The sequence below is a fragment of the Pseudomonas sp. KCJK9016 genome, from assembly GCF_046231795.1.
Lineage (GTDB): Bacteria > Pseudomonadota > Gammaproteobacteria > Pseudomonadales > Pseudomonadaceae > Aquipseudomonas > Aquipseudomonas bananamidigenes.
In genome coordinates this window covers 53,276-67,801 of record NZ_JBJJMM010000025.1, presented here as the reverse complement: position 1 = coordinate 67,801, position 14,526 = coordinate 53,276, and the positions used below count along the sequence as shown (strand labels likewise).

The window sequence follows — 14,526 nt, the reverse complement described above, 5'->3', positions numbered from 1 at the left end:
GAAGAATCTCTTCGCCTGAACCATCGCCTTCGCGAGCAGGCTCGCTCCCACATTGGGATCCGGCTCCTTCAGATGGAATGCCCCCCACCGTGGGAGCCGGCCTGCCAGCGATGGCGATAGCACATTCGGCAAATCCCTATCGGACGCCCCCGAGAACCTCGGCACTGCTGACCACCGTCGCATACTCCCCGTGCAGATTCCCCAGCGACATCCCGTGCACCTCTTCAGCCGAGCGCGGCGTGCCAAAATAATCAGCCTTGTCGAAGGTAAAGCACGCATCCTCCGCCACCCACGCATCAAACCCCAGATTGCCCGCCGTGCGTGCCGTGGACTCCACGGAATTGTTCGTGGCCACGCCGACAATGACCAATTGCCCGATCCCGGCTTCACGCAACTTCACTTCAAGCTTTGTTGCACAAAACGCATCCGGCACCTGTTTCCGGATCAGCCATTCGCCGTCCCGAGGCAAGAACCTTTCCTGAAATTCCACCCCGGACTGCTCGGGCCAGAACACTGAATCCGGCGAGCGCGACAAGTGCTGAACATGGATCACCGGCCGCCCGCTGCGCCGCCAGAAGTTCAGCAAATCGAGGATCCGTTCTTCGGCCAACGGATTATTCCGTCGACCCAGACGCGGCTCCAGAATGCCCTTTTGCTGGTCGATGATGATCAGTGCAGCGTTGGCCTTAAGCTCCATGGCGATTTTTCTCACGCGGGGTCATTGAATTTCCCGTACTTGAACATCACCTCCTGTAACCAAGCAAGCTATCGAACGCACACGGGACAACCTGAAGCCGGCGTTTGCTGTCCGTACCTTTCCTGATTTGGAGCTTTCCATGATCGACCTGTATTACTGGACCACGCCCAACGGCCACAAGATTTCCCTGTTCCTCGAAGAGGCCGGCCTGCGCTACAACGTGCACCCGATCAACATCAGCCAGGGCGAGCAGTTCCAGCCGCACTTCCTGAAGATCGCACCGAACAATCGCATTCCGGCGATCGTCGATCATGAGCCGGCCGATGGCGGCGAGCCGTTGTCGCTGTTCGAGTCCGGGGCGATCCTGTTGTACCTCGCCGAAAAGACCGGGAAGTTCCTGCCCAAGGATCTGCGTGGCCGCCAGGTGGCGCTGCAATGGCTGTTCTGGCAGATGGGCGGGCTGGGGCCGATGGCCGGGCAGAACCATCACTTCAGCCAGTTCGCCCCGGAAAAGATTCCCTATGCGATCAAGCGCTACATCGATGAAACCGCTCGCCTGTACGGTGTGCTGGACAAACAACTGGCCAAAAACGAGTTCGTCGCCGGCAGCGAATACAGCATCGCCGACATGGCGATCTACCCCTGGATCGTCTCCCACAAGTGGCAGAGCCAGAACCTGGAAGACTTCCCGAACGTGCTGCGCTGGTTCAACCACATCAAGGACCGTCCGGCGACCGTGAAAGCCTACGCGTTGGTGCAGAAGATCAATCCGCCGAAGGCTTGAGTGACCTGGCCTGATCGTTCCCGTGCGCGGGAACGATCAACGGGAAGAAATAACCGCTCGTCCCGCTTGCGCGGCCCCCTCCTGCTCACTAACGTAGCGGCTTTATTGCGCCCCCAGCCTCTACCCCCCGCAGGAGCTTTGCCATGGCCTCGCCAGCCCTTTCACATTTTCTTCCCCGGTTCGGCGTTGCCGCAGCAGTGACCGGTGTCCTGAGCCTCTCCGGTTGCCAGACCTGGAACGCTCAGGACACCCTCCCGCCGACCTCCGGTGTACAGCCACTCAAGGGCCTGGCGCAGAACGTTTCGGTACGGCGCAATGCCATGGGCATGCCGCTGATCGAAAGCAACAGCTTCCACGACGCCTTGTTCGCCCTCGGTTATGTGCACGCCAGCGACCGCATCAATCAAATGGTCACCCTGCGCCTGCTGGCCCAGGGTCGACTGGCGGAAATGTCCGGATCGTCAATGCTCGACGCCGACCGCTACATGCGCGCCGTCAACCTGAAAAAAAGCGCCGGCGAGCTGTACAAGGCCTCGTCGCCAAGGCTCAAGCGCTTTTTCGAAGTCTATGCCCGGGGCGTCAACGCCTACCTGTTCCGCTACGCCGACAAGTTGCCGGGGGACCTGGCCTCCAGCGGCTACAAGCCTGAATACTGGAAACCGGAAGATTCGGCGCTGATTTTCTGCCTGCTGAACTTCAGCCAGTCGGCCAACCTGCCGGAGGAAATCGCTTCGCTGGTGCTGGCGCAGACCGTCACCACCGACAAACTGGCGTGGCTGACCCCGTCCGCCCCTGACGAAAACCTGCCGCTGGCTGAAGCCGACAAGCTGCAAGGCATCAAGCTCAACGGGCAGATTCCGGGCCTGAGCGAGCTGAGCAACGCCAGTGAACAACTGGCGGCGATGAACCTGCTCGGCGCCAGCACGTCGAACAACTGGGCGATTGCCCCGCAACGCAGCCGCAGCGGCAAGAGCCTGCTGGCCAGCGACAGCCACGGGCCGCTGGCCGCGCCGTCGCTGTGGAGTTTCGTGCAGATTCACGCACCGAAATACCAGGCCGCCGGCGTGACCGTGGCCGGTCTGCCGATGGTGCTCGGTGGGTTCAACGGCAAAGTGGCGTGGAGCGCGACCAGTGTCTTCGGTGACAACCAGGACCTGTTCCTGGAAAAAATCCGCCGCCAGGGCAGCAGCCTGACCTACGAGGTCAACGGCAAATGGCAACCGCTGGGCGTGCGCAACGAAACCTATTTCGTCAAAGGCCAGCGGCCGATTCGCGAAGCGGTGTACGAAACCCGCCATGGCGCGCTGCTCAACAGTGCTCAGGCTGGCACCCAGGGCGCTGGTTTCGGCCTGGCCTTGCAGACCCCGAGCTTCACCGATGACAAATCCCTCGATGCGTTTTTCGATCTGAGCCGCGCGCAAACCGCTGAACGCGCGTCCGACGCCAGCCGGGAAATCCGCGCCATCGCGCTGAACCTGGTGTTTGCCGACGCCAGCAACATCGGCTGGCAGGTCACCGGGCGTTTCCCGAACCGCCGCGAAGGCGAAGGCCTGCTGCCGTCGCCGGGCTGGGACGGTCGCTACGACTGGGACGGTTACGCCGACCCGATGCTGCACCCGTACGATCAGGATCCGCCGCAGGGCTGGCTCGGCACCGCCAACCAGCGGGTCATTCCTCACGGCTACGGCATGCAGTTGTCCAATTCCTGGGCCGCACCGGAGCGTGGCGAGCGCCTCGCGGAAATGGCCGGCAGCGGCAAACTGGACGGCCGCAGCATGATCGCCATGCAGTACGACCAGACCACCACGTTCGCCGCCAAACTGAAGAAGATGTTCGAAGCTCCAGGCATGGCGCAGCCGCTGAAACAGGCGATCGACGCCCTGCCGGAAGCCGACCGCAGCAAGGCCCGCGAGGCCTACAGCCGCCTGATGGCGTTTGACGGCAAGCTCAGCCCGAGCTCTGCCGATGCGGCGATCTACGAGCTGTTTCTGCAGGAAAGCATGAAGCAGATCTTCCTCGATGAGCTCGGCCCGCAAAACAGCCCCGCCTGGAAAGCGTTTATCGCCAATGGCGATCTGTCCTACTCGGCCCAGGCCGATCATTTGCTGGGCCGTGAGGACAGCCCGTTCTGGGACGACGCCCGCACACCGCAGAAAGAAGACAAACCGGCGATCCTCGCCCGCAGCCTGGCAGCGGCAATCAGCGCCGGCGACAGCCAACTGGGCGGCGATCACAAAGCCTGGCAATGGGGCAAACTGCACCGCTACGAATGGAAGAACGCCAACGGCCAGACCGTTCGCGGTCCTGTCGCGGCTGGCGGCGATCACACGACGCTCAATAGCGCGGCGTTTGCCTGGGGCCAGGACTTCAACACCACCCGGGCGCCGTCGATGCGTTTCATCGTCGATTTCAGCCAGAACGAACCGCTGACGGGCCAGAACGGTACGGGGCAATCGGGTAACCCGGCCAGCCCGAACTACCTCAACGGGGTCGATCCCTGGCTCAAGGGCCAGTACATCGGCTTGCCGATGCAGCCGCAGAACTTTGAGCGGGTGTATGGCAAGACGCGGCTGACGCTGACTCCCGGCAAGTAATCTCCGTTGATCGTTCCCACGTTCTGCGTGGGAACGATCATGCGACCGCTCAAAAAATCAATCGAACTTCTGACTTCGCGCCAACCTCATAGCTGACAAGTCCCTCCATTCCGGTAACGCCATGGACCTTGTTATCGCCCGCCCCGAAGGCCTGTACTGCCCCGCCGGGGACTTCTATATCGATCCGTGGCGCCCGGTCGAGCGCGCGGTGATCACGCATGCCCACGGCGATCACGCCCGCACCGGCAACACGCACTATCTGGCGGCCAGCGCCGGCGAAGGGATTCTGCGGGCGCGCCTGGGCCAGGACATCAATCTGCAAACCGTGGAGTACGGGCAGCGTCTGTCCCACCACGGTGTCACCCTGAGCTTTCACCCCGCCGGGCATGTGCTGGGGTCGGCGCAGATACGCCTGGAATACGGCGGTGAAGTCTGGGTTGCGTCCGGCGACTACAAGATCGAGCCCGACGGCACCTGCGCGCCCTTCGAGCCGGTGCGCTGCCACACCTTCATCACCGAATCGACCTTCGGCCTGCCGATCTACCGCTGGCAGCCGCAGGCGCAGGTGTTCGGCGAGATCAATCAGTGGTGGCAGGCCAATATCGAGGCGGGCAAAACCAGCGTGCTGTTCTGCTATGCATTCGGCAAGGCCCAGCGGATCCTTCACGGAATCGATGAAACCCTTGGCCCGATCCTCAGCCACGGCGCGGTGGAACCGCTGAACCGGGTCTACCGAGAGGCCGGCGTGTATCTGCCGCCGACGATCTACGCCGGCGACGTGAAAAAAAATGATCCGCTGATGCGTCAGGCACTGGTCATCGCTCCGCCATCGGCGGGCGGCAGCAGCTGGATGCGGCGTTTCGGCGACTACAGCGACAGTTTCGCCAGCGGCTGGATGCGCCTGCGCGGCACCCGTCGGCGGCGCGGTGTGGATCGCGGTTTCGTGCTCTCCGATCATGCCGACTGGCCGGGCCTTTTGTGGGCCATCGAACAGACCGGCGCCGAACGGGTGATGGTCACTCACGGCTCCATCGGCGTGCTGGTTCGCCATTTGCGTGAGCAAGGGCTGGATGCCCAAGGCTTCAACACGGAATACGGCGATGACGAACAAGACAATGTCGCCGTCGAACCCACCGTTGCCGAGGTGCAACCATGAAAGACTTCGCCGGTTTGTACGCCGAACTCGACGCCACCACCTCCAGCAACGCCAAGCTCGCGGCCATGCAGGGCTACTTCGCCCAGGCACAACCGCAAGATGCTGCGTGGGCGGTGTACTTCCTGTCCGGCGGACGTCCCCGGCAACTGGTTCCGGTGCGGATCCTGCGCGATCTGGCGGTAGAAGTATCCGGCCTGGCGCCGTGGCTGTTCGAGGAGAGCTATCAAGCGGTCGGCGATCTGGCGGAAACCATCTCGCTGGTGCTCCCGGAAAACCCGCACACGTCCGAGGCGGGCCTTGCCGAATGGATCGAGCACAAACTGCTGCCGCTACGCGGTGAAACCCCGGAATACCTCGCCCGACAGCTCCCGGCACTTTGGGCGCAACTCGACCGGCCAAGCCTGATGCTGTGCATCAAACTGATCACCGGCAGCTTCCGGGTGGGCGTCTCCAAACTGCTGGTGACCCGGGCGCTGGCCTCGATGGCCGGGCTGGACAGCAAACGCGTGGCACAACGGCTGGTGGGCTACACCGACCTGTCCAACCGTCCGGATGCCGCCAGCTACCTGAAGCTGATTGCCCCGGAGTCCAGCGACGAACATGCTCAGCGCGGCGGCCAGCCGTATCCGTTCTTTCTCGCCCACGGTCTGTCGCAACCGGTGGAACAGTTCGACGCCTTGCTCGGCCCGGCCAGCAACTGGCAGGTGGAATGGAAGTGGGACGGCATTCGCGCGCAAGTGGTCAAGCGTGACGGTCGCTTGTGGATCTGGTCCCGGGGCGAGGAACTGGTGACCGAACGCTTTCCCGAACTCGACTCGCTGATTGAGGACTTGCCTGATGGCACGGTGATCGACGGCGAAATCGTGGTCTGGAAAAACACCCGGCCTGAGGCTGAAGCGTTTGATCCAGATTCGACAGCGCCACCGGCGGTGCAACCCTTTGCCCTGCTTCAGCAACGGATCGGTCGCAAGACGCTGGACAAAAAGATCCTCGAAGACGTGCCCGTGGTGGTCCTCGCCTATGACCTTCTGGAGTGGCAGGGCGAAGACTGGCGCAATCGGCCGCAGGTCCAACGGCGTGAACAACTGGAGCGCGTCATCACGCAATGCGACAACCCGGTGCTGCTGTCCTCACCGGTGCTGACCGGCAGCGACTGGCTCGACTTCGCCCGCCAACGGGAAGCCTCCCGGCGGTTGGGGGTCGAGGGCATGATGCTCAAGGCCCGCGACGCGATGTACGGCGTCGGGCGCACCAAGGACATGGGCGTATGGTGGAAATGGAAAGTCGACCCGTTCAGCGTCGATGCGGTGTTGATCTATGCCCAGCGTGGCCATGGCCGGCGCGCCAGTCTGTACAGCGATTACACGTTTGCCGTCTGGGACGGTCCGCCCGAGTCCAGCACCCGCGCCCTGGTGCCATTCGCCAAGGCCTATTCCGGGCTGACGGATGAGGAAATGCGTGAAGTCGACAGCATCGTTCGCAAGACCACCGTGGAAAAATTCGGTCCGGTCAGCAGCGTGACGCCAAGCCTGGTGTTCGAACTGGGCTTTGAAGGCATCGCCCTGTCGCGTCGGCACAAGAGCGGCATCGCCGTGCGTTTTCCGCGCATGCTGCGCTGGCGCCAGGACAAGACCGTGGAAGAAGCCGACAACCTGGCGACGTTGCAGAATCTGCTGGTCTGATCCCTGCCCCGGACAATCCCTTCCTGCGCTGAAAGGGTGCAGCCGATTTTCCGTGCCCGTTTTCGGGCATTCCTCCGTTGCGCCCTCCCTTTCTACACCTTTTAAAACACTTGTTCGGGACTCTGGTTCGGAAATTGCTACTTTCTATAAGTCGTAAGCGTTCCAGTAACAATCATTCTGCGCCACAAGCGCTCATATTGGTTCTTAGGGATTGAATAATGAAAAAAGCATTGCTGACCCTTTCTGCACTGGCGTTGTGCATGGCCGCCGGCTCCGCGCTGGCCAAGGAATACAAAGAGCTGCGTTTTGGCGTCGATCCTTCCTACGCACCGTTCGAGTCGAAAGCGGCCGACGGCAGCCTGGTGGGCTTCGACATCGATCTGGGCAACGCGATCTGCGCTGAGCTGAAGGTCAAGTGCAAATGGGTCGAAAGCGACTTCGATGGCATGATTCCGGGCCTCAACGCCAATAAATTCGACGGTGTGATCTCGTCGATGACGGTAACACCGGCCCGTGAAAAGGCCATCGACTTCTCCAGCGAGCTGTTCTCCGGCCCGACTGCCTATGTATTCAAGAAGGGTTCCGGCCTGACCGATGACGTTGCTTCGCTCAAGGGCAAATCCGTCGGTTACGAGCAAGGCACCATCCAGGAAGCCTACGCCAAGGCCGTGCTGGACAAGGCCGGGGTGAAAATCCAGGCCTACGCCAACCAGGACCAGGTCTACGCCGACCTGAAAAACGGCCGCCTCGACGCTTCGATCCAGGACATGCTGCAAGCCGAACTGGGTTTTTTGAAGTCGCCTGACGGTGCCGCGTACGAAGTCAGCAAGCCGGTTGACAGCGAATTGCTGCCAGCCAAAACCGCTGTCGGTATTAAGAAAGGTAACAAAGAGCTGAAGGCGCTTTTAGATAAAGGTATCAAAGCGTTACACGACGACGGCAAATACGCCGAGATTCAAAAGAAACACTTTGGTGACCTGAATCTGTACAGCGGCAAATAATGCACCGGCGCCCATCCTTCGATGGGCGCCTTTTTCATCCGCTCAGGTTGCTGATTTATGTTCGAAAACCTCTTACAAAATCTGGGGCTCTCCGCCTTCAGCCTCAAGGGCTTCGGCCCGTTGCTGTTGGAAGGCACCTGGATGACCATCAAATTGTCGGCGTTGTCGCTGCTGGTGGCCGTGTTGCTCGGCCTGCTGGGCGCCAGTGCCAAACTGTCGAAATCAAAACTGCTGCGCCTGCCTGCCCAACTCTACACCACGCTGATTCGCGGGGTGCCGGACCTGGTACTGATGCTGCTGATCTTCTACAGCCTGCAAACCTGGCTGACCGCGCTGACCGATGTCATGGAGTGGGATTACATTGAAATCGACTCCTTTACCGCCGGCGTGATCACCCTGGGCTTCATTTATGGCGCGTATTTCACCGAAACCTTCCGCGGCGCAATCCTCGCGGTGCCACGGGGTCAGGTCGAAGCCGCCACGGCTTATGGCCTCAAACGCGGCCAGCGCTTTCGCTTCGTGGTGTTCCCGCAAATGATGCGCTTCGCCCTGCCGGGCATCGGCAACAACTGGATGGTGATGCTCAAGGCCACCGCGCTGGTGTCGATCATTGGCCTGGCCGATCTGGTCAAGGCCGCCCAGGACGCCGGCAAAAGCTCCTATCAACTGTTCTATTTCCTGGTACTCGCCGCCTTGATCTATCTGCTGATCACCAGTGCTTCGAACGTCATCCTGCGCTGGCTCGAACGCCGTTACGCCGCCGGAGCCCGGGAGGCCGTACGATGATCGAACTCCTGCAGGAATACTGGAAACCCTTCCTTTATACCGACGGCAACAACATCACCGGGCTGGCCATGACCCTGTGGTTGCTCAGCGCCTCGATCTTCATCGGTTTCATCGCGTCGATCCCGCTGTCGATTGCCCGGGTTTCCCCGCACTTCTACATTCGCTGGCCGGTGCAGTTCTACACCTACCTGTTCCGGGGCACGCCGCTCTATATCCAGCTGCTGATCTGCTACACCGGGATCTACAGCCTGGCCGCCGTGCGCGCCCAGCCGATGCTCGATGCCTTCTTTCGCGATGCGATGAACTGCACGATCCTCGCCTTCGCGCTGAACACCTGCGCCTACACCACGGAGATCTTCGCCGGGGCGATCCGCAGCATGAACCACGGTGAGGTCGAAGCGGCCAAGGCTTATGGCCTGACCGGCTGGAAGCTCTATGCCTATGTGATCATGCCGTCGGCGCTGCGTCGTTCGCTGCCGTATTACAGCAACGAAGTGATCCTGATGCTGCACTCGACCACCGTGGCCTTCACCGCGACCATCCCCGACATCCTGAAAGTCGCACGGGACGCCAACTCGGCGACTTACCTGACTTTCCAGTCGTTCGGCATCGCCGCGCTGATCTACCTGACCATCACCTTTGCGCTGGTCGGCCTGTTCCGCCTCGCCGAACGTCGATGGCTGGCCTTCCTCGGCCCGACCCACTAGGACCCTTTTGAGATGCGCCACCAGATACATGATCTGCTGGCCCCGCTGCCGGGGACCGCACGACAGATCCACAGTTTTCACTTCGGCCCGGACAAGGCCAAAGGCAAAATCTACATCCAGTCCTCGCTGCATGCCGACGAACTGCCCGGCATGCTGGTGGCCTGGCACCTCAAGCAGCGCCTGACGGAGCTGGAAGCCGCCGGGCGGCTGATCAGCGAAATCGTGCTGGTGCCGGTGGCCAATCCGGTCGGCCTCGAACAAGTGCTGATGGATGTGCCGCTGGGCCGCTACGAACTGGAGAGCGGGCAGAACTTCAACCGCTGGTTCGTCGACCTAAGTGAAGAGATCGGCAACGAAGTCGAGTCGCAACTCGGCGACGACCCGCAGCGCAACCTGGAATTGATCCGCACCAGCCTGCGCAACGCTCTCGACCGCCATACCGCCACCACGCAACTGCAATCCCAGCGCCTGACCCTGCAACGGCTGGCCTGTGATGCGGACATGGTGCTGGACCTGCACTGCGACTTCGAATCCGTCGTCCACCTCTACACCACGCCCGAGGCCTGGCCGCAGGTCGAGCCGCTGGCGCGCTACATCGAATCCCGGGCGAGTCTGCTGGCCACCGACTCCGGCGGCCAGTCATTCGACGAGTGTTTCACCCTGCTGTGGTGGCAATTGAAGGAGCGCTTTGGCGAGCACTTCGAGATTCCCCTCGGCAGTTTTTCGGTCACGGTCGAGCTGCGTGGCCAGGGCGATGTCAGCCATCCGGTGGCCAGCCGTGACTGCCAGGCACTGCTCGACTACCTGACTCACTTCGGCGCCATCGCCGGCGCCTCGAAACCATTGCCGGAGCTACCCTTCCCGGCCACTCCGCTGGCCGGTGTCGAGCCGGTGACCACCCCGGTCGGCGGCCTGCTGGTGTACACCGCCACACCCGGCCAGCACCTGGAAGCCGGGCAGCAGATCGCCGAAATCATCGACCCGATCCACGACCGGGTCACCCCCGTCCATTGCACCGCCTCCGGTCTGCTGTACGCCCGCTCGCTGCGGCGCATGGCAACGGCCGGCATGGTGATCGCCCACGTCGCGGGCGCCGAAGCCTATCGCAGCGGCTACTTACTTTCGCCTTGAGGATGCCTGTCCCATGTACAAACTGACCGTAGAAGGCCTGCACAAAAGCTATGGCGACCATCAGGTGCTCAAAGGCGTTTCGCTCAAAGCCAGAACCGGTGACGTGATCAGTCTGATCGGCGCCAGCGGCTCGGGCAAAAGCACCTTTTTGCGCTGCATCAACTTTCTCGAACAACCCAACGACGGCGCGATGAGCCTCGACGGCCAGGCGATCCGCATGGTCACCGACCGTCACGGCATGCACGTCGCCGATCCCGAGGAACTGCAACGTCTGCGCACGCGCCTGGCCATGGTGTTCCAGCATTTCAACCTGTGGAGCCACATGACCGTACTGGAAAACATCACCATGGCTCCGCGCCGGGTGCTGGGCTGCAGCAAGGCTGAGGCGGACGACCGCGCCCGGCGTTATCTGGACAAGGTCGGCCTGCCGGCGCGGGTGGCCGATCAGTATCCGGCGTTCCTCTCAGGCGGCCAGCAACAGCGCGTAGCCATTGCCCGGGCCCTGGCGATGGAGCCGGAAGTCATGCTGTTCGACGAACCGACGTCCGCGCTGGACCCGGAACTGGTGGGCGAGGTACTCAAGGTGATTCAAGGCCTGGCCGACGAAGGCCGGACCATGATCATGGTGACGCACGAGATGAGTTTTGCGCGCAAGGTGTCGAGCCAGGTGCTGTTCCTGCATCAGGGGCTGGTGGAAGAAGAAGGTGCACCGGAAGACGTGTTGGGCAATCCGAAGAGTGAACGCCTGAAACAGTTCCTCAGCGGCAATCTCAAGTAAAACTAATGCCCGGCCGGCGCGGTCATTGAAGGAACACCTTCAGAGCACACGTCGCCGGCATGGGCACTTCCACCGACTTCGCCAAACTTTGGTTCAGCGCCCGCGACTGGAAGCCGTTCGCCTTTCAGAAAGAAGTGTGGGCGGCGGTCAAACGCGGTGAGTCGGGATTGCTCCACGCCAATACCGGGGCCGGTAAAACTTACGCCGTTTGGTTTGCGGCGCTGGATCGGTTTGCCCGCTCCGGACCTGCCGCAAACACCACCCGCAAACGCCCGCCACCTGCCGAACCGCTGACCGTCCTGTGGATCACCCCCATGCGCGCGCTGGCCGCCGACACCGCGCGCGCCTTGCAAACGCCGCTGGACGATCTGCAAATTCCCTGGAGCGTCGGCCTGCGCACCGGCGACACCGGCAGCAGCGAACGCGCCCGGCAGAACAGACGCCTTCCCACAACGCTGATCACTACGCCGGAAAGTCTCACCCTGATGCTCGCTCGCGCCGACGCACAAACCGCGCTGTCGACACTGCGCATGATCGTGGTCGATGAATGGCACGAACTGCTCGGCAACAAGCGCGGCGTGCAACTGCAGTTGGCCCTCGCCCGCCTGCGCCGCTGGCATCCGGAGCTGATCGTGTGGGGCATATCGGCGACGCTCGGCAATCAGTCCCACGCCGAACAGGTATTGATCCCACAGGGCGGGGGTGTGAGTGTCCAGGGGCAGAATGAAAAAAACCTGCAAGTCGATACGCTGATTCCGCCGCAGATCGAACGTTTTCCCTGGGCCGGCCACATTGGTCTGAAGATGCTGCCGCAGGTGGTCGCCGAACTGGAGCTCTGCGCCAGCACCCTGGTGTTCACCAACACCCGCGCACAGTCGGAAATCTGGTATCAGGCCTTGCTGGAAGCACGGCCTGACTGGGCCGGTCTGATTGCCTTGCATCACAGTTCGCTGTCCCGCGAAACCCGCGACTGGGTCGAGCAGGCCCTGAAGAACGGCCAACTCAAAGCGGTGGTCTGCACTTCAAGTCTTGATCTGGGGGTGGATTTCCTGCCGGTGGAACGGGTGCTGCAAATCGGTTCGGCCAAAGGCGTGGCGCGCCTGATGCAGCGTGCGGGACGCTCGGGCCATGCGCCCGGCAGAACGTCGCGGCTGACCCTGGTGCCGACTCACAGCCTGGAGCTGATCGAAGCCGCCGCCGCCCGCGATGCCGTGGCCCAGCGGCGGATCGAGCCGCGCCAGTCTCCCCGCAAACCGCTGGATGTGTTGGTGCAACACCTGGTGAGCATTGCATTGGGCGGCGGCTTTCTTCCCGATGAGCTGTACGAAGAAGTCCGTGGAGCCTGGGCCTATCGCGACCTGACGCCCGCCGACTGGGCCTGGGCGCTCGCCTTCGTACGTCACGGTGGAATGTCGCTGACGGCATACCCGGATTACCGCCGGGTTGAGCCGGATGAGCACGGGATCTGGCGAGTGCCGGACGCGCGCCTGGCCCGGCGTCATCGCATGAGCATCGGCACCATCGTCAGCGACGCCAGCATTCATCTGAAATTCTGGAGCAAGGGCGGAGGCGGCAAACAACTGGGCAGCGTCGAGGAAGGCTTCATCGCCCGCCTCAGACCCGGCGACGGTTTCCTGTTCGCCGGCCGCTTGCTGGAACTGGTACGCGTGGAAAACATGACCGCCTACGTCAAACGCAGCACGGCGAAAAAAGCTGCCGTGCCACGCTGGAATGGCGGGCGCATGCCGCTGTCCAGCGAGCTCGCCGAAGCAGTGGTCACCCGGTTCAGCGCCGCGGCACACGGTGAATTCGCTGGCCCGGAAATGCAGGCCCTGCGGCCGCTGCTGGAAACGCAGATGCGCTGGTCGGGTCTGCCGACGGCCGACAGCCTGCTGGCCGAGGTGCTGAAATCCCGCGAAGGCTGGCACCTGTTTCTTTATCCGTTCGCCGGGCGCCAGGTGCATCTGGGGTTGGCCAGCCTGCTGGCGTGGCGAGTCAGTCAGCGCCTGCCGGTAACCTTCTCGATTGCGGTCAACGACTACGGACTGGAGTTGCTCAGCGCCACGCCCGTTGATTGGACTTTGCACCTGGATGGCCTTCTGCTCGGCCCCGAGAATTTATTGCACGATGTACTCGCCAGCCTGAACGCGGGCGAACTGGCGCTGCGCCGCTTTCGGGAAATCGCGCGGATTGCCGGACTGGTGTTCGCCGGCTACCCCGGTGCGCCCAAAAGCACCCGTCAGGTGCAGGCCTCCAGCGGATTGTTTTTCGAGGTGTTCAAACAATACGACGCTGACAACCTGCTTCTGGCACAGGCTGGGGAAGAAGTCTTGCGAGAAGAACTGGATATTCGTCGACTGGAACAGACACTGGAGCGAATCAACCGGATGAAACTGGACATGCATCTGATCAAACGTCCTACACCGCTTGGCTTCCCGCTGCTGGTGGAGCGCATGCGTGAAAGCATGAGTTCGGAAAAACTCGCCGACCGCATCCGGCGCATGGTCGGCGATCTGGAAAAAACCGCCGACAAGGGGCTGTCCTGATGAGTGCGGCCTATCCCGTGCGCCTGGCAGGCGAAGACCTCTGGTTGCTGCCGGAAAAGGCGTTGTACTGGCCGGCGCAGCAGGCGCTGCTGATTGCCGATGTGCATTTCGGCAAGGCGGCTGCCTACCGTCGCTTGGGGCAACCGGTTCCGCAGGGCACCACCACAGCGAACATTGCCGTGATCGAGCAATTGCTGGGGCGACTGCCCTGCCGGCAATTGATCTTTCTCGGGGATTTTCTGCACGGCCCCGGCTCGCATGCCTCGGGCACCTTGAGCGCCTTGGCCGAGTGGCGTTCACGCCACGCTGACCTGCCGATCACACTTGTTCGCGGCAATCACGACAAACGTGCCGGTGATCCGCCGCAGACGCTGGATATTCGAGTGGTGCCGGAGCCGTTGCTGCTCGGGCCCTTTGCATTGCAGCACGAACCTGATCCGCACCCTGAACGGCACGTTCTTGCAGGACACGTACACCCGGTCTATCGATTGAACGGCAAGGGACGTCAGCGTTTGCGGCTGGCATGCTTCAGGCTGGGGGCACGCGTCAGCCTGCTGCCGGCCTTCGGAGCGTTCACCGGCGGTTTTCCGGTGGACAAGGAAGACGACTGCCGGATCTTTGTCATAGGTGACAATGAAATATGGCCCGTCGGCTGAGGTCCTTT

Annotated in this window: 12 protein-coding genes; 11 read left to right on the top strand and 1 reads right to left on the bottom strand. The window is 62.2% G+C overall.

Features of this window, described 5'->3' with window-relative positions:
* Window positions 1–136: 136 nt before the first annotated feature.
* Window positions 137–697, bottom strand: a complete 561-nt coding sequence (locus tag ACK6BI_RS22065; protein ID WP_409318727.1) for a cysteine hydrolase family protein — start codon at window positions 695–697, stop codon at window positions 137–139.
* A gap of 139 nt (window positions 698–836) precedes the next feature.
* Here ACK6BI_RS22065 and ACK6BI_RS22060 point away from each other — a divergent pair, with 139 nt between their 5' ends.
* From ACK6BI_RS22060 to pdeM, 11 genes are all read left to right on the top strand, one after another.
* A complete protein-coding gene (locus ACK6BI_RS22060) occupies window positions 837–1,481 on the top strand; it encodes a glutathione binding-like protein (protein WP_409318712.1) in 645 nt (214 codons plus the stop codon).
* 143 nt (window positions 1,482–1,624) lie between these two features.
* Window positions 1,625–4,075, top strand: coding sequence for a penicillin acylase family protein (locus ACK6BI_RS22055; protein WP_409318711.1), 2,451 nt, complete (start codon window positions 1,625–1,627; stop codon window positions 4,073–4,075).
* A 121-nt stretch (window positions 4,076–4,196) separates the two neighbouring features.
* Window positions 4,197–5,231, top strand: a complete 1,035-nt coding sequence (locus ACK6BI_RS22050; RefSeq protein ID WP_409318710.1) for a ligase-associated DNA damage response exonuclease — start codon at window positions 4,197–4,199, stop codon at window positions 5,229–5,231.
* Entirely contained in the window at window positions 5,228–6,913 is a 1,686-nt protein-coding gene (locus tag ACK6BI_RS22045) for an ATP-dependent DNA ligase (RefSeq protein WP_409318709.1), read from the top strand. Before ACK6BI_RS22050 ends, ACK6BI_RS22045 begins: the two co-directional genes overlap by 4 nt.
* A gap of 218 nt (window positions 6,914–7,131) precedes the next feature.
* Complete coding sequence (locus ACK6BI_RS22040; RefSeq protein WP_409318708.1) at window positions 7,132–7,914, top strand: transporter substrate-binding domain-containing protein; 783 nt, start codon at window positions 7,132–7,134, stop codon at window positions 7,912–7,914.
* Window positions 7,915–7,971: 57 nt separating this feature from the next.
* Window positions 7,972–8,700 carry an ABC transporter permease gene (locus ACK6BI_RS22035; RefSeq protein WP_065259276.1) on the top strand — a complete coding sequence of 243 codons (729 nt, stop codon included), beginning with the start codon at window positions 7,972–7,974 and terminating at the stop codon, window positions 8,698–8,700.
* The gene (locus tag ACK6BI_RS22030) at window positions 8,697–9,407 is read left to right on the top strand and encodes an ABC transporter permease (RefSeq protein ID WP_065259275.1); all 711 of its coding nucleotides are present in this window, start codon (window positions 8,697–8,699) and stop codon (window positions 9,405–9,407) included. Before ACK6BI_RS22035 ends, ACK6BI_RS22030 begins: the two co-directional genes overlap by 4 nt.
* Before the next feature lie 12 nt (window positions 9,408–9,419).
* Entirely contained in the window at window positions 9,420–10,538 is a 1,119-nt protein-coding gene (locus ACK6BI_RS22025) for a succinylglutamate desuccinylase/aspartoacylase family protein (protein WP_409318707.1), read from the top strand.
* A 13-nt stretch (window positions 10,539–10,551) separates the two neighbouring features.
* Entirely contained in the window at window positions 10,552–11,316 is a 765-nt protein-coding gene (locus ACK6BI_RS22020) for an ABC transporter ATP-binding protein (protein WP_260522458.1), read from the top strand.
* 59 nt (window positions 11,317–11,375) lie between these two features.
* Window positions 11,376–13,862: a ligase-associated DNA damage response DEXH box helicase gene (locus tag ACK6BI_RS22015; RefSeq protein ID WP_409318706.1), complete on the top strand. Its 2,487-nt coding sequence runs from the start codon at window positions 11,376–11,378 to the stop codon at window positions 13,860–13,862.
* A complete protein-coding gene (gene pdeM / locus ACK6BI_RS22010) occupies window positions 13,862–14,518 on the top strand; it encodes a ligase-associated DNA damage response endonuclease PdeM (protein WP_409318705.1) in 657 nt (218 codons plus the stop codon). The genes ACK6BI_RS22015 and pdeM overlap by 1 nt, the downstream gene beginning before the upstream one ends.
* The last annotated feature ends 8 nt before the right edge of the window (window positions 14,519–14,526 follow it).